Origin of the sequence: Lysobacter terrestris (genome assembly GCF_014489475.1) — a bacterium.
Lineage (GTDB): Bacteria > Pseudomonadota > Gammaproteobacteria > Xanthomonadales > Xanthomonadaceae > Agrilutibacter > Agrilutibacter terrestris.
On sequence record NZ_CP060820.1, the window covers coordinates 2,192,591 to 2,210,912 of the forward strand.

Here is an 18,322-nt window from a genome sequence, read left to right on the forward strand (position 1 = left end):
GGGCTTCCCTCCGGTGTTGAATGGCGCGATGCGGAGCATGTCGTGCGCCGGACTGCGGTGCTTCTGCTCCCTCCCTTTCGCCGCAGGCAGCGAGGAAGGGCGAGTACGCGCCACTGGCGCGTGCATTTCACTCCCTCCTTTCGCCATAGGCGAAGGGGAGGGTTGGGGAGGGGGCTTTGGGCTTTTGCCACTGCTTGAAAAACAACAGAGCAGAAGCGACCCCCTCCCGGCCTCCCCCTTGCGCTGCGCGCAAAGGGGAGGAGAAAAGCGCTGCGCTGCGAGTACGCAGCAAAGTCAGTGAACGCTTATCAGGCCTTGCCCGACCAGGTGTCGCGCAGGGTGACGCTGCGGTTGAACACCGGCTTGGCGGGCGCGTGGTCGTAGCGGTCGGCGACGAAATAGCCGATGCGCTCGAACTGGAACGACTGCTCCGGCGCCGCCTGCGCGGCCGCCGGTTCGACGTAACCGGTGACGACGCGGCGCGAATCCGGATTCATGTAGTCCTTGTAGGTCTTGCCGCCCTCCTCGCTGTCCGGATCGGCGACCACGAACAGGCGGTCGTACAAACGCACTTCGGCTTCCACGCCGTGCCTGGCGCTGACCCAGTGGATGGTGCCCTTGACCTTGCGGTTGGCGCCTTCCATGCCCGGACGCGATTCGGGATCGAGCGTGCAGCGCAGTTCGATCACCTTGCCGTCGGCGTCCTTCACCACCTCGTCGCAGCGGATGATGCCGGCGCCGCGCAGGCGCACGTCGCCGCCGACGGTCAGGCGCTTGAAGCCCGGCGGCGGCACTTCCTCGAAGTCCTCGCGCTCGATCCACAGCTCGCGCGCGAACGGCACCTGGCGCTCGCCCTGCGCAGCGTCCTTGGGATGATTCGAGAAGGTCAGCGACTCCTCGTGCGACTCCGGCAGGTTGCTCAGCACCAGCTTGAGCGGATCGATCACCGCCATGCGCCGCGGCGCGTGCGCATCGAGGTCGTCGCGCAGCGCACCTTCGAGGATCGAGATGTCGAGCAGCGAGTTCTGCTTGCTGATGCCGACGCGGTCGACCATCAGGCGCAGCGCCGACGGCGTGTAGCCGCGGCGGCGGATGCCCTGCAGGGTCGGCATGCGCGGGTCGTTCCAGCCGTCGACCAAGCCTTCGGTGACCATGGCGAGCAGCTTGCGCTTGCTCATCACCAGGAAGTTGAAGTTCAGGCGCGAGAACTCGATCTGACGCGGCTTGCTCGCCTCGAACGGCAGGCCCTTGGTGGTCAGCGGCGCGACCAGCTCCGGCGAATGCGCGAGGTCGACCTTGTCCACGCACCAGTCGTACAGCGGGCGGTGGTCCTCGAACTCCAGCGTGCACAGCGAATGGGTGATGCCTTCGACCGCATCGCTGAGCGAATGGGCGAAGTCGTACATCGGGTAGATCGGCCAGGCGTTGCCGGTGTTCTGGTGCTCGACGTGCTTGATCCGGTACAGCGCCGGGTCGCGCAGGTTCATGTTGCCGCTGGCCATGTCGATCTTCGCGCGCAGCGTGCGCGAGGCATCGGGGAATTCGCCCGCACGCATGCGCCGGAACAGGTCGAGGTTTTCCTCGACGCTGCGGTCGCGGTACGGCGAGTTGCGGCCGGGCTCGGTCAGGGTACCGCGGTACTCGCGGATCTGTTCCGGGGTGAGATCGCAGACGAAGGCGTCGCCCTGGCGGATCAGCTTCTCGCCGGCCAGGTACAGCACGTCGAAGTAGTCGGAGGCGTGGCGCAGGTCGTGCCACTCGAAGCCGAGCCAATGCACGTCGTCCTGGATGGCGCGGACGTACTCGGGGTCTTCCTTGGCCGGGTTGGTGTCGTCCAGGCGCAGGTTGCACTCGCCGCCGAACTCGCGGGCGACGCCGAAGTCCAGGCAGATCGCCTTGGCGTGGCCGATGTGCAGGTAGCCGTTGGGCTCGGGCGGGAAGCGGGTCTTGATCGCCGCGTGCTTGCCGCTGGCGAGGTCCTCGCGAACGATCTGCCGGATGAAGTCGTTCTTCTCCGGAGCGGGGGACGGGGCGGCAGTGTTCGGCGTGGCGGACATTCAGGACGGCGGCGGCGAGGGAGAACGCGAAGTTTAGCTGGCTGGCGTCGTCACCGAGTCAGCGGGTGACCCGATGCCGGCCCACGACGGCATTGGATCGCCGGATGGCGGATGCCGCGCCAGCGACCGGCCCGCGACGGCAGTGAGTTACTGCATAGCTGCTGCCGCGCCCGCGGCCCGCGAAAGGCGGCCCCAGCGTGTCCGTGGCCCGTGGCACGGGTTCCAGTGCCCTCACGCGAGCGTTTTTCGCCCTCGGCCGAGCATCCGCAGGCCCGCGAACGGGCGGAAAACGCTCGCGCACGGGCGCGGCGGGCCCGCACGCGGGCAAGGCGGTGCCCGCGTGCGGGCACCGGGAGCTTCGCGCGCGGGCGAGGCAGGCTCGCCCGCGAGCAGGGTGATGCCCGGCGGCAGGCGCGTGCGGCTCGCGCGCGGACGCCGGTGCGCTCGCGCGGGGTCGCGGATGGCCCGCACGCGGCCATCGCCATGCCCGGCCGCGGGCGAAAAACGCTCGCGTGGACCTGCCGTGGCCCCGACGTGCGGCATCCCCCGATACCATCGGCCTCCCTGTTCCGCGGTTGCGCCCATGCCTGCCTTCGACCAGCTGATCCGCGACGTCCCCGACTTCCCCAAGCCCGGCGTCGTCTTCAAGGACATCGGCCCGCTGCTGGCGGACCCGATCGGCTTCGCCAGCTGCATCACCGCCCTGGTCGCGCCCTGGCGCGACGTGCCGGTGGACGCGGTCTGCGGCATCGAGTCGCGCGGTTTCATCTTCGGCTCGGCCATGGCGCTGGCGATGCAGACCGGCTTCGTGCCGCTGCGCAAGGTCGGCAAGCTGCCGCCGCCGACCATCGGCGTGGATTACGACCTCGAGTACGGCAGCGCGCGCCTGGAGATCGGTGCGCAGGGCCTGCCGGCCGGTGCCCGCGTGCTGCTCATCGATGACGTGCTGGCCACGGGCGGGACGCTCGATGCCGGACGGCGCCTGCTGGAGCAGGCCGGCGCCCGCGTGATCGGTGCCGGCGTGGTGATCGAGATCGACGCGTTGGCGGGGCGCAAGCGCTGGCCCGAGGCCATTCCGCTGCGCGCGCTGCTGCATTGCTGAGGCGTATGCTGGCCTCGCGCCCCGTGCGCCGGAGCCCGCGATGAAAGTCGTCTACGAAGCCGCCAACCTGATCGACGCCCACCTGGTCCGGCATGCGCTGGAAGCCGCGGAGATCCCGGTGTTCCTGCGCGGCGAGCAGTTGCTGGGCGGCATGGGCGAGCTGCCGCTGTTCGGCGTGATCGCGGTGTGCGTGCCGGACGTGGTGTGGCCGCAGGCGCGCGCGATCGTCGAGGCGCTGCCGCTGGGGGAAGGGGCGGCCGCGGTGGATGACGCCGCCGATGATGACCTGGGGTGGTTGCCGGCATAGCTCCGGCGTGCCCGCCGAATTTTTTCTTCTCCCCGCTTGCGGGGAGAAGATGCCCGCAGGGCAGATGAGGGGCGCTTCTATTTCTAACTGCCGCCGCGACGGCCCCTCACCCTGCGTCGCTGCGCGACGCTGTCCCTCGCTGCGCCCCCGGCCCTTGCGCATGGCGCAAGGGCGTTCAGTCGGGCGTGCGCCATGGCGCACAAGCGCCCGCCTTCGCCCCGCAAGCGGGGCGAGGGAATGTGATGCTCTCCCTTCTCCCCGCATCGCGGGGAGAAGGTGCCCGCAGGGCGGATGAGGGGCGCTTTTGCCTTTGCTCTGACGCCACGCTTCGATGCACGGCGCCGCTTCGTTCCATTTCCCGCCTCCTACGCGGATGCGCAGGCGCCACAATGAAGCCCTATTGGCCCAAGGACCCCGCCATGCCCCTGCTCGTGATCGGCAACAAGAACTACTCGTCGTGGTCGCTGCGCCCGTGGTTGCTGCTGCGGCATTTCGGCGTCGCCTTCGACGAACTGCGGCTGGCCCTGGACACGCCGGAGTTCCATGAGGCGATCGGCCGCTGGTCGCCCACGCGCACCGTGCCGGTGCTGCACGACGACGGCCTGGTGGTCGCCGATTCGCTGGCGATCTGCGAGTACGCCAACGAGCGCTGGCTCGACGGCCGCGGCTGGCCCGCCGACCTGCGCGTGCGGGCGAAGGCGCGTGCAGCCGCGGCGGAAATGCATTCGGGCTTCATCGCGCTGCGTACGCAGCTGCCGATGAACTGCCGCCGCCGCCCCGACGGATACCGTTGGGACGCCGCCGCGCAGGCCGACATCGATCGCGTCCAGCAACTGTGGCGCGAACTGCGCGATGAATTCGCGGCGGAAGGGGATTTCCTGTGCGGCGGTTTCGGCATCGTCGATGCGATGTTCGCGCCGGTGGCGATGCGTTTCCTCGGCTACGGCGTGGCCATGGACGACAACGCGCGGCGTTACGTCGACGCGCTCGCCGCACTGCCCGCGTTGCGCGAATGGCGCGCCGCGGCCGACGCCGAGCCCGAGCGCATCGAAGCCACTGACCGGCTGGCGCAGGCATGAGCCACGCCTACCCGCGCAGTGCGCTCGCGGCGATGGCGCTGGGGGCGGTGCTGATCAGCACGTCCGCGGTGTTCGTGAAATGGGTCGGGATCGGGCCGACGGCGTCGGCGTTCTGGCGCATGGGCCTGGCCGCAGTGTTGCTGCTGGCGTGGCTGGCGCGGCCCGATGCACGCCGCGCGTGGAAACCGGATGCGCGCGTGTTCGGCCTGCTGGTGCTGGCGGCGGTGTTCTTCGCCGCCGACCTGTGGATGTGGCACCGGAGCATCCTCTACGTCGGGGTCGGGCTGGCGACGCTGCTGGGCAACTTCCAGGTGTTCGCGCTCGCCGCGTACGGCAGCTTCGTGCTGGGCGAACGCGGCGGCTGGCGCCTGTGGGCCGGCCTGCTGATGGCGCTGGCGGGGCTCGCGCTGCTGCTGGCGCCGGGCTGGGAAAGTTTCGACGCGCGCTTCCGCGTCGGCATCGCCTTCGGTTTGGGCACCGCGGTGGCGTACGGCGGTTTCCTCATCGCCTTCCGCGCCGCGCAGGCGCAGCGCGCGCACGTGGCCAACGAGGCGATGCTGTGGTGGCTGTGCGTGCTGACCGCGCTGCTGCTGTTGCCGATGAGCCTGCTCGGCGGCGAAGCGTTGCAGCCGCGTGGTGTCGGCGACTGGAGCGCGCTGTTCGCCTACGCGCTGATCGCGCAGGTGTTCGGCTGGCTGGTGATCGGGCGGGTGATGCCGAAGCTGCCGGCCGGCGTGCTCGGCCTGTGCCTGCTGCTGCAGCCGCTGCTGTCGTACGTGTGGGATGCGCTGCTGTTCGGCACGCGGCTGGGGGCGGTGGGGATGCTGGGTCTGGCCTTGTCGCTGGCGGGCATCTTCCTCGGCCTGGTGCGCGGGCAGGCGAAGCAGGCGCCCGTCGAAGCTGCGGCGTAGGGCGGGCCCCGGCCCGCCGTTTCGACCTGGATCTCCGCCATCGCGGATCCCATGCGGTCATGCGATGGGCGCTGCATTCGCAATCGATGTTCCGGAGGCGGGCCTGGGCCCACGCTACAGCCGGGTGATCGCGCAGACGTAGATCAGTTCGCAGGCGCCGGCGCCGGCGTCCTCGCGCGTGGTCGAGCTGCGCCAACGCCAGCCGTCGGCCGCGCGCGCTTCCACCAGCCAGCCGTCGATGCGCACGCGCGAGCCGGCGTCCACGTCGCGCAAGGCGGACGCGATCGCGGCGCTGCCGGGGATCAGGTGCATGTTCGCGGCCGAACGCTCGATCTCGCGTTGCGGGATCGGCGGCTCGCCGCCGTAGCGGTAGTGGTACCAGCGCGCGGACTGGGTGATGGTCAGGCGTTGCAGTACCGCATCGTCGCGCATGCGGCCCCAGCCGAGCGCGAGGTCGACCGGGGCCAGCGCCGCTTCGCGGTCGGAGCGGTACTCGCGCCGCGACAGCACCCGCGCATCGATGCTGAAGCCGGCCAGCGGTGTCAGCGTCGCCGCGCGCAGGCGGAACGGCGGCAGGGATGCGGGTGGATCGGTCTGCAACGGTGCCTCGAAGGCGGCGACGCGCGGCGGCAACGGGCAGCCGGTCGCGGTCATGGTCGTGGCAGGCGTGGCGGTTGTGATGGCAACCGGTGCCGCTTCGATGCGTTCGTAACCACGCGGCGTGCGCGGCGACAGCGGTGAGAACCACCAGCCGGCGACGGCGACCAGCAGCAACAGCGCCAGCCAGCCGCGGCTGCTCACGGCTTGGCCGTGCTCCGCTTGCCGCGCGTGCTCGGCGGCGCCGGCGGCTTCAGCAGCGCCTTGGGCAGGGCGCGCAGTTCCGCAGCCAGCTGCTTGAGGAAATCGCCCATCGCCGAACTGCGCCGCCACACCATCGCGATCTCGCGGTGCGGCGCCTCGCCGCGGAACGGCAGCAGGCGGATGTCGGGCGAGGCCGGCACCGGCGGCTGCACCGCCAGCACCGGCAGCAGGGTCATGCCCACGCCCGCGGCGACCATCTGCCGCAGCGTTTCCAGCGAGGTGGCGCGGAAGCCGTCGCGTTCGTCGGCGCCGGCCAGGCGGCACACGTCGAGCGCCTGGTCGCGCAGGCAATGGCCTTCTTCCAGCAGCAGCAGGTGCTGGTCGTCGAGGTCCTCGACATCCAACGCCCCGTGTTTGGCGAACGCGTGCTGCTGCGGCACCGCGAGCAGGAAGGGTTCGTCGAACAGCGGTTCGACGTGCAGCTGGTCGTCGTGGATCGGCAATGCGAGCAGGCCGGCGTCGAGGCGGCCGTCGCGCAGGCGCGCGAGGATCTGGTCGGTCTTCTCCTCGACCAGCAGCAGCTCCAGGCGCGGGAAGCGCTTGCGCAGGTTCGGCACCACGTGCGGCAACAGATAGGGGCCGAGCGTGGGGAACAGGCCCAGCCGCACCGTGCCGGCTTCCGGGTCCTGGCTGCGCCGCGCGATCTGCGTCATCTGCTCGACGTCGGCGATCACCTTGCGCGCGCGTTCGGCGATCTCGCGGCCGACCGGCGTCAGCATCACCTTGCGCGGCGCGCGCTCGACCAGGGCGACGCCGAGCTCGTCCTCGAGCTTGCGGATCTGCGTGGACAGCGTCGGCTGGCTGACGAAGCTGGCCGCGGCCGCGCGGCCGAAGTGCTTGTGGTCGGCGAGGGCGACGAGGTACTTGAGGTCGCGCAGGTTCATGGGCCGATGGTAGCGGCTTCAGCCGGTCAGTTCTGGACGTCCCTCCCCCCGTCGCTTGCGACGGGGGGAGGGTGCCCGCAGGGCGGGTGAGGGGAAGCGAGCGCAGCGAGCGGCTGTTGCTGTTGCCACAAGAGCACAAACAACTCGCTGCGCTCGCCGCCCCTCACACCCCAAGGGTGCTTCCTTCGGGGCGTCTGCCCTGCGGGCATCTTCTCCCCGCCCAGCGGGGAGAAGAGGAAGACACGGCGATCAGGCCGCTTCTTCGGCGAGCTCTTCCGTGGGCACCGACGTGCGGATCAGGTGGTCGAACGCGCTCAGCGCCGCCGTCGAACCCGCGCCCACCGCGATCACGATCTGCTTGTACGGCACGGTGGTGGCATCGCCCGCGGCGAACACGCCCGGTACCGAGGTGGCGCCGCGGTCGTCGATCACGATCTCGCCGCGCGGCGACAGCTCTACCGCGCCCTTCAGCCATTCGGTGTTCGGCAGCAGGCCGATCTGCACGAAGATGCCGTCGAGCTCGATCGCATGCGACTGGCCGCTGTTGCGGTCGGTGTAGCGCAGGCCGGTGACCTTGCTGCCGTCGCCCAGCACTTGCGTGGTCTGTCCGCTGACGACGACGTCGACGTTGGGCAGGCTGCGCAGCTTGCGCTGCAGGACCTCGTCCGCGCGCAGCTTGCCGTCGAACTCGATCAGGGTGACGTGGGCGACGATGCCGGCCAGGTCGATCGCCGCTTCCACGCCGGAGTTGCCGCCGCCGACCACCGCCACGCGCTTGCCCTTGAACAGCGGGCCGTCGCAATGCGGGCAGTAGGCCACGCCCTTGTTGCGGTACTGGTCTTCGCCGGGCACGTTCATCTGCCGCCAGCGCGCGCCGGTCGACACGATCACCGAGCGCGCCTTGAGCGAGGCGCCGCTTTCCAGCTGCACTTCGACCAGACCGCCCGGCGTCTGCGCCGGCACCAGCTTGGCCGCGCGCTGCAGGTTCATCACGTCGACCTCGTAGTCGCGCACGTGCTGCTCCAGCGCCACCGCCAGCTTCGGGCCTTCGGTGTAGGACATCGACACGAAGTTCTCGATCGCCATCGTGTCCAGCACCTGGCCGCCGAAACGCTCGGCGGCGACACCGGTGCGGATGCCCTTGCGCGCGGCATAGATCGCCGCGGCGGCGCCGGCGGGGCCGCCGCCGACGACGAGCACGTCGAAGGCGTCCTTGTTGGCGATCTGCTCGGTCGCGCGCGCCGCGGCGCCGGTGTCGAGCTTGGCCACGACCTGCTCCACCGACATGCGGCCGGCGTCGAACAGTTCGCCGTTGAGGAAGATCGTCGGCACCGACATGATCTCGCGCGCCTGCACCTCGTCCTGGAACAGCGCGCCGTCGATGGCGACGTGGGTGATGTTCGGATTCAGCACGCTCATCAGGTTGAGCGCCTGCACCGTTTCCGGGCAGCTCTGGCAGTGCAGCGACATGTAGGTTTCGAACTGGAACTTGCCTTCGAGCCCGCGCACCTGTTCGGCGAGCGCCGCCTCGATCTTCGGCGGGTGGCCGCCGACCTGCAGCAGGGCCAGCACCAGCGAGGTGAATTCATGGCCGAGCGGCACGCCGGCGAAACGGACGTCGATGTCGGTGCCGACGCGGACGATCGCGAACGACGGCTTGCGCGCGTCGTCGTCGCTGCGGCGGTAGCCGATCTTGTCGGACATCGAGGCGATGTCCTGCAGCAGGGCTTCGAGTTCGCGCGCGGTTTCGCTGTCGTCGAGCGAGGCGACGAGTTCGATCGGCTGCTGCAGTCGCGTCAGGTAGGCCTGCAGTTGGGTCTTCAGGTCGGCGTCGAGCATGGCAACTCCACGAGGGGCAGAAAGAGGGGGAGGGCGAAGCGGATGGCGGGACGTCGCGCAAGGCGACGGCGCATGCAGCCAGGTGCTTGCAGGAGCGGCTGCGTCGCAGAGGGAAGAAGAGCGGGGGAGGGAGCTCACTTCCCGAGCGCGTGCGGCGCGTTTGACGCCTCGCACGCCTGCTGATTCGCGGCGCAGCCGCTGGTGCAAGCATCCGGTGCGCGGGGGCGCGAACGCCCCCGCTCCGGCCCACTCGCGTCACGGCACCCGACGGGCGCCGCAAGCGTGAGTGGGAACAGTCGGAACGATCAGATCTTGCCGACCAGGTCGAGCGACGGCTTGATCGTCTTGGCGCCTTCGTTCCACTTGGCCGGGCAGACCTCACCCGGGTGGCTGGCGACGAACTGGGCGGCCTTCAGCTTGCGCAGCGTCTCGGAGACGTCGCGGGCGATGGCGTTGTCGTGGATTTCCAGGGTCTTGATCACGCCTTCCGGGTTGATGATGAAGGTGCCGCGCAGGGCCAGGCCTTCTTCATCGATGTGCACGTCGAACGCGCGGGTCAGCTGGTGGGTCGGGTCGCCGACCAGCGGGAACTGCGCCTTGCCCACGGCCGGCGAGGTCTCGTGCCACACCTTGTGCGAGAAGTGCGTGTCGGTGGTGACGATGTAGACCTCGGCGCCGAGCTTCTGGAATTCGGCGTAGTGGTTGGCGGCGTCTTCCACTTCGGTCGGGCAATTGAAGGTGAAGGCGGCCGGCATGAAGATCACGACCGACCACTTGCCCTTGAGGCTGGCTTCGGAGACCTGGATGAACTCGCCGCTCTGGAAGGCGGTGGCCTTGAACGGCTGGACCTGGGTGTTGATCAACGACATGCGTGGTTTCGTCCTGATTGAGGGGTGGGTGGGAAAGGAGTGGCCATCCTAGGTTTGGCAATCGAATTGAGCAATTCGATTGATGCGATTGATGCAATAGTCGTTGCCTATCGAAGCCCAGGGGATGGACCGCCCGTGCACATGGCGCCCCGGGGCGCCCGGCGCCGGCCGCCAGCGGCGGCTCGCTACCATGCGCGGATGAATGCCCCCGTGCCCGTTGCCCGCCGTCTCGATGCCCTGCTGCAGGAGGCGCGCGCGCGGATCGATGCCGTCGATGCCGAATTCCTGCTGGTGCACGTGCTGGACCGGCCGCGCAGCTGGCTGTTCGCGCACCGCGACGATCCAGTGCCCGACGGCGTCGCCGCGGCCTTCGCGGCGCTGGTCGCACGCCGCGCGCAGGGCGAGCCGGTGGCTTACCTCACCGGGCGCCGCGGTTTCTGGCGCTTCGATTTGGCAGTGACGCCGGCAACGCTGATCCCGCGCCCGGAGACCGAGTTGCTGGTCGAGCTGGCGCTCGAACGCCTGCCGATCGAGCGCGCGCTGCGCGTCGCCGACCTCGGCACCGGCAGCGGCGCGATCGCGCTGGCGCTGGCGCACGAGCGTCCGCGCGCGCAGGTGCTGGCCAGCGATGCGAGCGCGCAGGCGCTGGCGGTCGCCCGCACGAACGCGCAGGCGCTGGGGCTGGCGAACGTCGGCTTCCGCGAAGGCGACTGGTTCGCGCCGCTGGCCGGCGAATGCTTCGACCTCATCGCCAGCAACCCGCCCTACATCGCGCTGGACGATCCGCACCTGGGCGAGGGCGACCTGCGTTTCGAACCGGCGGCGGCGCTCGGTTCGGGCGCCGACGGCCTCGATGCGATCCGCCGCATTGCCGCCGAAGCGCCTGCGTACCTGCAAGCCGGTGGCTGGCTGCTGCTGGAGCACGGCTGGGACCAGGGCGCTGCCGTGCGCGGCCTGCTGCTGGCGGCCGGCTTCGTCGAGGTGGCGACCGAGCGCGACCTGGAAGGCCGCGACCGGGTCACGCTGGGACGCAAGCCGGTCTAGCCGCCATTTGCCGTCAATCCTGCAGAGGGACGACGAATCGTCGGCACCGAACCGTTGTCCCGGCGCGAACGCGTCGGGAGCCACACGCTAGAATTTTCCTTTCCCTCCCGCGAAGACGGAACCGTCGCAATGCGCACGCTCTTTCCCGAGATCCAGCCGTACGAGACCGGCCTGCTCCAGGTCGACGGCCGCCATGAGCTCTACTTCGAGCAGTGCGGCAACCCGAACGGCAAGCCGGTGGTGATGCTGCACGGCGGCCCGGGTGCCGGTTGCAGCGATAAGATGCGCCGCTTCCACGACCCGGCGAAGTACCGGATCGTGCTGTTCGACCAGCGCGGCAGCGGCCGCTCCAAGCCGCACGCCGACCTTGTCGACAACACCACCTGGGACCTGGTCGCCGACATCGAAAAGCTGCGCGCGAAGCTCGGCATCGAGCGCTGGCAGGTGTTCGGCGGCTCGTGGGGCTCCACGCTGGCGCTGGCCTACGCCGAAACCCATCCGCAGCGCGTCACCGAGCTGGTACTGCGCGGCATCTTCATGCTGCGCCGCTGGGAGCTGGAGTGGTTCTACCAGGAGGGCGCGTCGCGGCTGTTCCCGGATGCGTGGGAGCACTACATCGCCGCGATCCCGCCGGTGGAGCGCCACGACCTGATCTCCGCCTTCGGCCGCCGCCTCACCTCCAGCGACGAAGCCACGCGCCTGGCCGCCGCGCGCGCGTGGAGCGTGTGGGAAGGCGCGACCAGCTTCCTGCACGTCGATCAGGATTTCGTCGCCGGCCACGAGGACGCGGCGTTCGCGCTGGCGTTCGCGCGGATCGAGAACCACTACTTCGTCAACGGCGGTTTCTTCGAAGTCGAGGACCAGCTGCTGCGCGATGCGCACAGGATCAAGGACATCCCGGGCGTGATCGTGCACGGCCGCTACGACGTGGTCTGCCCGGTGCAGAACGCGTGGGACCTGCACAAGGCCTGGCCGAAGGGCGAGCTGGTCATCACTCCGGCGTCGGGGCATTCCGCGTTCGAGCTGGAGAACATCGACGCGCTGGTGGCGGCGACCGAACGCTTCGCGTAGCGGTCGCGCCGCGGTCAGTCGATCCGGTCGATCCGGTGCGGCCGGCCCGCGAACTCCACCGTGTCGCCCGCGGCCTTGCCATAGGCGGCGCGGTACAGCGGCGATTCGGTGGAGATGCCCATGTAGGTCTGCGCGCCGACCTTGAATTGCTGGGTCGCGACCGCGACGACGAAGCGCTGCCCGCCCAGTTCGAGCACCGCGCCCGGCGCCACCGTGGTGCGCGGGGCGAAGTCGATCGCCTGCAGCCGCGCCATCGCGTCCTGCGCCGCCTGCAGCGGACCTTCCAGGCCCTGCGCCAGTTCCGCGTCCTCGACGGCAAGCGAGTGGTCCTGGTCGTCCTCGGTGTCGGCGCGGTCCGGTTTCGACCCGGCCAGGTAGTCGGCGTACGCCTCGCGCGCCGCCTGCAGTTCATGCCGTTCCAATGCGAGCAGCGCGTTGCGCAGTGCGGTCTTGTCCATGGCCCCTCCGATGCGACGGTCGGAGGCGAGCATACGCCTACAAAACGCGCGCGCTGCCGTCGGGATCGCGTTCCAGCATCCACAGCCCGGCCCATAGCTTGAGGTCGAGCTCAAAGCCCTCGCGCTGTTTCTGCATCAACCACGCGGGCGCCTGCGTGCGCGGCACGGCATGCACGGTGATGCCCTCGCCATCGACGCCGCCGCCATCCCCCACTCGGGTGAGTCCGCTGGCGCGGACGAAGGCGATGCGTTCGTTGCTCATGCCGGCCGAAGTCGGGCCGACCAGCAGCACTTCGACCTTGGCTGGGTCCCAGCCGGTTTCCTCGATCAGTTCGCGCCGCGCGGCGGATTCGAGTGTGTCGTGCGCGTGGTCGTCGCCGACCAGGCCGGCCGGCATCTCGATCGTGCGCTTGCCCAGCGGCACGCGGAACTGCTCGACGAACAGCACGTGGTCGTCAGGGGTGGCGGCGATGATGATCACCGCCATGCCGTTGCCGTGGCTGCGCTCGGCGTATTCCCAGTGGCCGCGGCGTTTCAGCCGCAGCCATTGGCCGTCGTAGAGGGTTTCGGTCGGGTGGTCGCGGGTTTCGTGCAGGAGCTGGCTCATGCCCCGATGCTACCGCGCCCGGATGTCGATGCTGCGACGACGCGGTGGCTTCACGCAGCCGCGTACTCCACTCCGGCCGCGGCGTGCAGGCGGCGGCGCGTCATCGGGCCGAAGCGCAGGGCTTCGCACAGCATGCCCAGCATCTGCGCATCGGCGTTGCCGCGCTCGAAGTGGCCGGCATCGAGCGGCGCATCCAGCGCGATCGTGGTCAGCCGGCGCCACAGCAGTGCCTGCTCGCGGTGCTCGCGCAGCTTCACGGCCACGCCCGCGGCGCCGCGCAGGCGCAGGAACGGCACCTCGTCGATGCGTGCGAGCAGGGCGTCGAGCGAGCCGAAGTGGGCGAGCAGCACCGCCGCGGTCTTCGCGCCGACGCCGGGCACGCCGGGGATGTTGTCGACGGCGTCGCCGGTCAGCGCGAGGTAGTCCGCCACCTGGTGCGCGTGCACGCCCTGACGAGCTTTCACCCCGTCCGCGCCCCAGCGCTGGTCGCGGGCGTAGTCCCATTGTTCGTCGTGTTCGGCCAGCAGCTGCGAGAGGTCCTTGTCCGCCGAGACGATCACGCCGCGGTAGCCGTGCGCGCGCTGCCGCACCAGCGCCGAGCCGATCAGGTCGTCGGCCTCGTAGTCGTTGTGCGCGAGCACCGCGAATCCCAGGGCGATGCACAGCGCCTTGCAATGCGCGAACTGGCGCTTGAGTTCGTCCGGCGCCGCGTCGCGGTTGGCCTTGTAGGCGGGGTAGAGCGTGTTGCGGAAGCACGAATCCAGCGCTTCGTCGAAGGCGATCGCGATGTGCTGCGGACGCGTGCGGTCGAGCAGTTCAAGCAGGAAGCGCGCGAAACCGTGCACGGCGTTGGTCGGCCAGCCGTCGGCGTCGGTGAATTCGTTGGGCATCGAATGCCACGCACGGAACACGTACATGCTGGCGTCGACGAGGTAGAGCGGGCGCGGTGCGGCATCGACCGTGGTCATGGCGTCCATTCTTCCAGCAATGCGTGCGGATCCGGTCGCTCGCGCTCGGGCGCGTCGAGCTTCGGCGTGCCGATGTGGATGAAGCCGGCGATGTGCTCGTGCGCGGCCAGGCCGAGCCAGCGCGTGACTTCGCCGTCGTAGGCCGGCCAGCCGGTCAGCCATTGCGCGCCGAAGCCGGCGGCCTGCGCGGCCTGCAGCAGGGCGAAGCAGACGCAGCCGGCGCTGAGCAGGCGTTCCTGTTCGGGAATCTTCTCGTCCGGCCCGAGCTGCGCAATGACCGCGATCACCAGCGGCGCGTGCGAGAAGCGCAGGCGGTCCTTCTCGATCGCGGCTTCGCCGGCTTCCGGGTCGCGTTCGCGGCCACGCGCGGCCAGGCGTTCACCGAGGACGTGGCGCGCCTCGCCCTGGATCGACAGGAAGCGCCACGGCACGCGCTTGCCGTGGTCGGGCACGCGCACCGCCGATTGCAGCAGCCGCAGCAGGGTGGTCGGGTCGGGGCCCGGCTCGGCCAATTGCTTGGACGGCACCGAGCGCCGCCGGTCGAGGTCGGCGAGCCGGTCGTCCAGGAGGTTTTGGGACATTGATCACACTTCCAAAATTAGGGTCGCAAGCTGACAAATTCCGACACTATGCTGCTGAAAACGTCGCAAAGTGTCGCTCGGTGAGTCGCCCGGCGACGACGGTACTTAGGGGAAGGTGGAACGTGTCGTCTGATTATCCTCCTGGCATGGCCGCACAGGGCGCTTCCGGGCGCAGCGACCCCTTGCGCGTCCTCGAAGAGGTCAAGCGCATCTCGGTCGAGTTGCTGGGCGCGGTGCCCAGTGGCCTGTTCGCGCCGGTCGAGTTCACCCTGCACGACTCCTCGCAGCGCGGCCTGTCGCGCCCGGTGGAACTGCAGGCGCTGCTGAAGCTACGCCAGCAGTCGGCGGCACTGGTGATGCGCTACCGCCAGCAGGTCGCGCAGGGCTTCGACGACTTCCGTTCGCTGCGCATCCGCAACCGCGGCGACCTGCCGTTGTCGCTGGTCGCGGAAAACCAGCTCGCCTTCCACCTCGCCGGCCAGCAGCTGGCCGACGCGATCGAAACCCGCTTCGCCCCGGCGCTGGAAACCATGAACGCCCGCCTGGACAAGCTCGCCGAAGCCCTGCAGATGCAGCCGGGCGCGAACCCGATCGGCGCGGGCCGCCTCGCCGGCGCCTTCATCGAGACCTTCCGCGACGCGCAGATGCCGAACGAGCTGCAGCCGCTGATGTTCCGCGCCTACGAACAGGAACTCGCCCGCGTGCTGGGCGACCTGTACACGCGCGTGAACCAGTTGCTGGCCAGCGCCGGTTTCGGTACGCCGGTGCAGGGCCCGCGGCCGTTGCCGCCGCGCGACGTGCAGGTCGCGCGCCGCGACCAGGAACACGACCTGGTGCAGGAGATCCGCCGCCCGCGCGCGGTCGATCCGCGCATCGCCGAGCAGTTCGCGCAGCTGCGCACGGAACTGCACGCGTGGCGCCAGCAGTTGCCCGGCCACGCCCACGCCGAGGCGCTCAACGCCTTGCCGCGGCGCGAGCTGCGCGGCGAGGAACTCACCAGCGTGGTCGCGCTGCTGCAGCCGGAATCGCCGGATGTGTTCGTGCGCGCGCTCGGCGGGCAGCCGGGGCAGGTCGCTTACGCCATCCGCGAGCACCTGGTCGACGGCGCGCGTCGCCTCGGCCACAACCCCGACCACACCCGCATGAGCGCGGACCAGGACGACGCCATCGACCTGGTCGGCATGCTGTTCGAATCGCTGTTCCAGAGCTACGCCCTGCTCGACCACGCGCGCCGCCTCTACGGCCGCCTGGTGATGCCGTACGTGAAGGTCGCGCTCAACGACAACGCCCTGTTCGTGCAGCGCGAGCATCCGGCGCGCAAGCTGCTCGATGCCATCACCGAGGCCTGCGAAGGCAACGCCGCGGCGACGCCGCAGGATCGCGAACTGATCGAACGCTGCGCGGCGATCTCGCAGCGCATCGTCGCCGACTACAACGAAGACCTCGCGGTGTTCGGGCTGGCGCACGCGGAGCTGGAAGCGCTGCTCGAGCAGCACCGCCGCCGCGTCGAGCTGCAGGAAGCGCGCGCCGCCAAGGCCACCTTCGGTCGCGAGCGCCTCGGCGAGGCACGCACGCAGGCCGACCAGGTGCTGCATCACCTGTTCGCCGAGCCGATGACCGGCCCGGTGGGCGAGTTCCTCGCGCAGCCGTGGCGCCATCACCTGGTGCAGACCCTGTTGCGCGACGGCGCCGGTTCCACCCGCCACAGCGAAACCCTGGCCCTGGGCGACGCGCTGCTCGATGCCGATCGCCTCGCCCGTACCGGCGCCGAGGGCCGCCGCCTGGCCGATCGCCTGCTGTCGCTGCAGGACGCGCTCACCCACTGCCTGGCCAGTTCCGGCCTGGACGAGGAAGCGGCGATGCAGCGCCTGAGCGAACTGGTCCGCGCGCTCGCGCTGCCGGACGCCCCGCGCGACGTGCCGGCCGCGCCCGCCGCCGTCATCGACGAGGAAGCCGCGACCGAAGACGCATCGCTGTGGCTGGCCGGCGGCACCGCGACGGTGGCGCACGATCCGGAAGTGGCCGCGCGCATGCGCCGCCTGCTGCCGGGCGAATGGCTGCGCCTGCTGGATCCGGCGGGACAGGCGGTTGCGGTCAAGGTCGCCTGGATCAGCCCGATGACCGGGCGCTTCCTGCTGGTCAACCGCCGCGGCCTGCGCGTGCTGGTTGCTTCGGCAACGGAACTGGCCGCGCTGGCGCAGGCCGGACGCCTGCAGGTCGGTGCCGAGCGCGCGCCGACCGACGAAGCCATCCGCCACCTGCGCGACCGGCTCACGCGCGCGGCCGCCTGAGCACGGCGACAGAAGTAGTACCCACGGACGGAGCGGCTTGCCGCTCCGTTTCGTTTTTGCGGCCGATGGCGACGCTCATGCGCAGTCGTCATCACGGCCGGCATCGATCGCACGCGTCGCCGCCTTTTGGTTAGGATGCCGTGGATATCCGATGCGGAGCGCGGCATGACGGCAGGAGCGGGGCAGGGGATCACCATTGCAGTGGCTCGCGAGACCGCGCCGGGCGAGCGCCGCGTCGCCGCCACGCCGGAGACCTGCAAGAAGCTCGCGGCGCTGGGCGCGCAGGTGCGCGTGCAGCGTGGCGCCGGCTTCACCGCCGGCTTCACCGACGAGGCCTATGCCGGTGCCGGCGCGCAGCTCGTCGATGACGCGACCGCGGCATTGGACAACGCCGACGTGGTGCTGTGCGTGCAGCCGCCGGCGGCGTCGGTGCTGGCGCAGCTGAAGCCGGGCGCCGCCCTGGTCGGCATGCTCGCGCCGCAGGCCGATGCCGCGCGCGCCGCGGCGATCGAATCGCGCGGCGTGCTCGCGTTCCCGCTCGAACGCCTGCCGCGCACCACGCGCGCGCAGGCGATGGACATCCTCAGCTCGCAGGCGGGCATGGCCGGCTACAAGGCGACGCTGATCGCCGCCCAGCTTGCGCCGCGCTTCTTCCCGATGCTGACCACGGCGGCGGGCACGATCCGCCCATCGAAGGTGCTGATCGTCGGTGCCGGCGTCGCCGGCCTGCAGGCGATCGCCACCGCCAAGCGCCTGGGCGCGCAGGTCGAAGGCTTCGACGTGCGCCCGGAAACGCGCGAACAGATCGAATCGCTCGGCGGCAAGTTCCTCGACCTCGGCGTCAGCGCCGCGGGCGAAGGCGGCTACGCGCGCCAGCTCACCGACGAGGAGCGCGCGCTGCAGCAGCAGCGCCTGGCCGAGCACCTCAAGACCGTCGACGTGATCGTCTGCACCGCGGCGGTGCCCGGTCGGCCCGCGCCGAAGATCGTCACCGCGGCGATGGTCGCGGGCATGAAGCCGGGCAGCGTGATCGTCGACCTGGCCGCGGAAACCGGCGGCAACTGCGAACTGACCCGCCCCGGCGAAACCATCGGCAGCGACAACGGGGTCGTGGTCGCCGGGCCGCTCGACCTGGCGAGCATGGGCGCGGTGCACGCGAGCGAGATGTACGCCCGCAACCTGTTGAACTTCGCCAGCCTGTTCGTGAAGGACGGCGCGCTCGCCTTCGACTGGAACGACGAACTGCTGGCGAAGACGGTGTGGCCGCGCCCGCCGGATTCTTCCGGCGTCGCCGCGTAACGCGTCGCAGCGTGCGCGGTTACCAACGCGCGGCTATCAATAGCCGGTAAGGCCGTTCTACAAACGCGAAGGGCGGGAAATCCCCGCCCTTCTG

General features: G+C 70.2%; 17 protein-coding genes. 8 read left to right on the forward strand and 9 right to left on the reverse strand.

Annotated elements, in window-relative coordinates; all coding sequences use genetic code 11:
- Positions 1 to 308: 308 nt before the first annotated feature.
- A complete protein-coding gene (locus tag H8B22_RS10055; protein WP_187711294.1) occupies positions 309 to 2,057 on the reverse strand; it encodes a glutamine--tRNA ligase/YqeY domain fusion protein in 1,749 nt (582 codons plus the stop codon).
- A gap of 583 nt (positions 2,058 to 2,640) precedes the next feature.
- On the opposite strand from H8B22_RS10055, the gene H8B22_RS10060 reads away from it, so the two are divergent.
- The 4 genes from H8B22_RS10060 to H8B22_RS10075 all read left to right on the forward strand — a co-directional run bounded on the left by H8B22_RS10060 (position 2,641) and on the right by H8B22_RS10075 (position 5,456).
- Complete coding sequence (locus tag H8B22_RS10060) at positions 2,641 to 3,159, forward strand: adenine phosphoribosyltransferase (protein WP_187711295.1); 519 nt, start codon at positions 2,641 to 2,643, stop codon at positions 3,157 to 3,159.
- Positions 3,160 to 3,199: 40 nt separating this feature from the next.
- Complete coding sequence (locus H8B22_RS10065; RefSeq protein WP_187711296.1) at positions 3,200 to 3,466, forward strand: putative signal transducing protein; 267 nt, start codon at positions 3,200 to 3,202, stop codon at positions 3,464 to 3,466.
- Between the two features lie 419 nt (positions 3,467 to 3,885).
- A complete protein-coding gene (locus H8B22_RS10070) occupies positions 3,886 to 4,545 on the forward strand; it encodes a glutathione S-transferase family protein (protein WP_187711297.1) in 660 nt (219 codons plus the stop codon).
- Positions 4,542 to 5,456 (forward strand): DMT family transporter, encoded by a 915-nt coding sequence (locus tag H8B22_RS10075; RefSeq protein WP_187711298.1) that lies wholly within the window; start codon positions 4,542 to 4,544, stop codon positions 5,454 to 5,456. The genes H8B22_RS10070 and H8B22_RS10075 overlap by 4 nt, the downstream gene beginning before the upstream one ends.
- 114 nt (positions 5,457 to 5,570) lie before the next feature.
- On the opposite strand, the gene H8B22_RS10080 is transcribed toward H8B22_RS10075, so the two are convergent.
- From H8B22_RS10080 to ahpC, 4 genes are all read right to left on the reverse strand, one after another.
- Positions 5,571 to 6,257 (reverse strand): hypothetical protein, encoded by a 687-nt coding sequence (locus H8B22_RS10080; RefSeq protein WP_187711299.1) that lies wholly within the window; start codon positions 6,255 to 6,257, stop codon positions 5,571 to 5,573.
- Positions 6,254 to 7,201 carry a LysR substrate-binding domain-containing protein gene (locus H8B22_RS10085; protein WP_187711300.1) on the reverse strand — a complete coding sequence of 316 codons (948 nt, stop codon included), beginning with the start codon at positions 7,199 to 7,201 and terminating at the stop codon, positions 6,254 to 6,256. Before H8B22_RS10085 ends, H8B22_RS10080 begins: the two co-directional genes overlap by 4 nt.
- A gap of 249 nt (positions 7,202 to 7,450) precedes the next feature.
- Entirely contained in the window at positions 7,451 to 9,040 is a 1,590-nt protein-coding gene (ahpF, locus tag H8B22_RS10090; protein WP_187711301.1) for an alkyl hydroperoxide reductase subunit F, read from the reverse strand.
- 305 nt (positions 9,041 to 9,345) lie between these two features.
- Positions 9,346 to 9,909, reverse strand: coding sequence for an alkyl hydroperoxide reductase subunit C (gene ahpC / locus H8B22_RS10095; RefSeq protein ID WP_187711302.1), 564 nt, complete (start codon positions 9,907 to 9,909; stop codon positions 9,346 to 9,348).
- 198 nt (positions 9,910 to 10,107) lie between these two features.
- Here ahpC and prmC point away from each other — a divergent pair, with 198 nt between their 5' ends.
- A complete protein-coding gene (prmC, locus tag H8B22_RS10100; protein ID WP_187711303.1) occupies positions 10,108 to 10,953 on the forward strand; it encodes a peptide chain release factor N(5)-glutamine methyltransferase in 846 nt (281 codons plus the stop codon).
- A 129-nt stretch (positions 10,954 to 11,082) separates the two neighbouring features.
- On the forward strand, positions 11,083 to 12,024 hold the full coding sequence (pip, locus tag H8B22_RS10105; RefSeq protein WP_187711304.1) for a prolyl aminopeptidase: 942 nt from the start codon (positions 11,083 to 11,085) through the stop codon (positions 12,022 to 12,024).
- Between the two features lie 14 nt (positions 12,025 to 12,038).
- On the opposite strand, the gene H8B22_RS10110 is transcribed toward pip, so the two are convergent.
- The 4 genes from H8B22_RS10110 to H8B22_RS10125 are packed head-to-tail and all read right to left on the reverse strand — an operon-like array spanning position 12,039 to position 14,638.
- A complete protein-coding gene (locus H8B22_RS10110) occupies positions 12,039 to 12,482 on the reverse strand; it encodes a hypothetical protein (protein WP_187711305.1) in 444 nt (147 codons plus the stop codon).
- Positions 12,483 to 12,519: 37 nt separating this feature from the next.
- Complete coding sequence (locus tag H8B22_RS10115) at positions 12,520 to 13,089, reverse strand: NUDIX hydrolase (RefSeq protein ID WP_187711306.1); 570 nt, start codon at positions 13,087 to 13,089, stop codon at positions 12,520 to 12,522.
- A 50-nt stretch (positions 13,090 to 13,139) separates the two neighbouring features.
- On the reverse strand, positions 13,140 to 14,057 hold the full coding sequence (locus tag H8B22_RS10120) for a 5'-3' exonuclease (protein WP_187711307.1): 918 nt from the start codon (positions 14,055 to 14,057) through the stop codon (positions 13,140 to 13,142).
- Positions 14,054 to 14,638, reverse strand: coding sequence for a nitroreductase family protein (locus H8B22_RS10125; protein WP_187711308.1), 585 nt, complete (start codon positions 14,636 to 14,638; stop codon positions 14,054 to 14,056). The genes H8B22_RS10120 and H8B22_RS10125 overlap by 4 nt, the downstream gene beginning before the upstream one ends.
- Before the next feature lie 146 nt (positions 14,639 to 14,784).
- On the opposite strand from H8B22_RS10125, the gene H8B22_RS10130 reads away from it, so the two are divergent.
- Positions 14,785 to 16,929 (forward strand): DUF1631 family protein, encoded by a 2,145-nt coding sequence (locus H8B22_RS10130; protein WP_187711309.1) that lies wholly within the window; start codon positions 14,785 to 14,787, stop codon positions 16,927 to 16,929.
- A 165-nt stretch (positions 16,930 to 17,094) separates the two neighbouring features.
- Entirely contained in the window at positions 17,095 to 18,228 is a 1,134-nt protein-coding gene (locus tag H8B22_RS10135) for an NAD(P) transhydrogenase subunit alpha (protein ID WP_187711310.1), read from the forward strand.
- Positions 18,229 to 18,322: the final 94 nt, after the last annotated feature.

Excerpts from the sequence above, each read along its gene's own strand:
- H8B22_RS10055 (WP_187711294.1), bottom strand. The coding sequence starts at position 2,057 with ATGTCCGCCACGCCGAACACTGCCGCCCCGTCCCCCGCTCCGGAGAAG.
- H8B22_RS10060 (WP_187711295.1), top strand. The coding sequence starts at position 2,641 with ATGCCTGCCTTCGACCAGCTGATCCGCGACGTCCCCGACTTCCCCAAG.
- H8B22_RS10065 (WP_187711296.1), top strand. The coding sequence starts at position 3,200 with ATGAAAGTCGTCTACGAAGCCGCCAACCTGATCGACGCCCACCTGGTC.
- H8B22_RS10070 (WP_187711297.1), top strand. The coding sequence starts at position 3,886 with ATGCCCCTGCTCGTGATCGGCAACAAGAACTACTCGTCGTGGTCGCTG.
- H8B22_RS10075 (WP_187711298.1), top strand. The coding sequence starts at position 4,542 with ATGAGCCACGCCTACCCGCGCAGTGCGCTCGCGGCGATGGCGCTGGGG.
- H8B22_RS10085 (WP_187711300.1), bottom strand. The coding sequence starts at position 7,201 with ATGAACCTGCGCGACCTCAAGTACCTCGTCGCCCTCGCCGACCACAAG.
- ahpF (WP_187711301.1), bottom strand. The coding sequence starts at position 9,040 with ATGCTCGACGCCGACCTGAAGACCCAACTGCAGGCCTACCTGACGCGA.
- ahpC (WP_187711302.1), bottom strand. The coding sequence starts at position 9,909 with ATGTCGTTGATCAACACCCAGGTCCAGCCGTTCAAGGCCACCGCCTTC.
- prmC (WP_187711303.1), top strand. The coding sequence starts at position 10,108 with ATGAATGCCCCCGTGCCCGTTGCCCGCCGTCTCGATGCCCTGCTGCAG.
- pip (WP_187711304.1), top strand. The coding sequence starts at position 11,083 with ATGCGCACGCTCTTTCCCGAGATCCAGCCGTACGAGACCGGCCTGCTC.
- H8B22_RS10110 (WP_187711305.1), bottom strand. The coding sequence starts at position 12,482 with ATGGACAAGACCGCACTGCGCAACGCGCTGCTCGCATTGGAACGGCAT.
- H8B22_RS10115 (WP_187711306.1), bottom strand. The coding sequence starts at position 13,089 with ATGAGCCAGCTCCTGCACGAAACCCGCGACCACCCGACCGAAACCCTC.
- H8B22_RS10120 (WP_187711307.1), bottom strand. The coding sequence starts at position 14,057 with ATGACCACGGTCGATGCCGCACCGCGCCCGCTCTACCTCGTCGACGCC.
- H8B22_RS10125 (WP_187711308.1), bottom strand. The coding sequence starts at position 14,638 with ATGTCCCAAAACCTCCTGGACGACCGGCTCGCCGACCTCGACCGGCGG.
- H8B22_RS10130 (WP_187711309.1), top strand. The coding sequence starts at position 14,785 with ATGGCCGCACAGGGCGCTTCCGGGCGCAGCGACCCCTTGCGCGTCCTC.
- H8B22_RS10135 (WP_187711310.1), top strand. The coding sequence starts at position 17,095 with ATGACGGCAGGAGCGGGGCAGGGGATCACCATTGCAGTGGCTCGCGAG.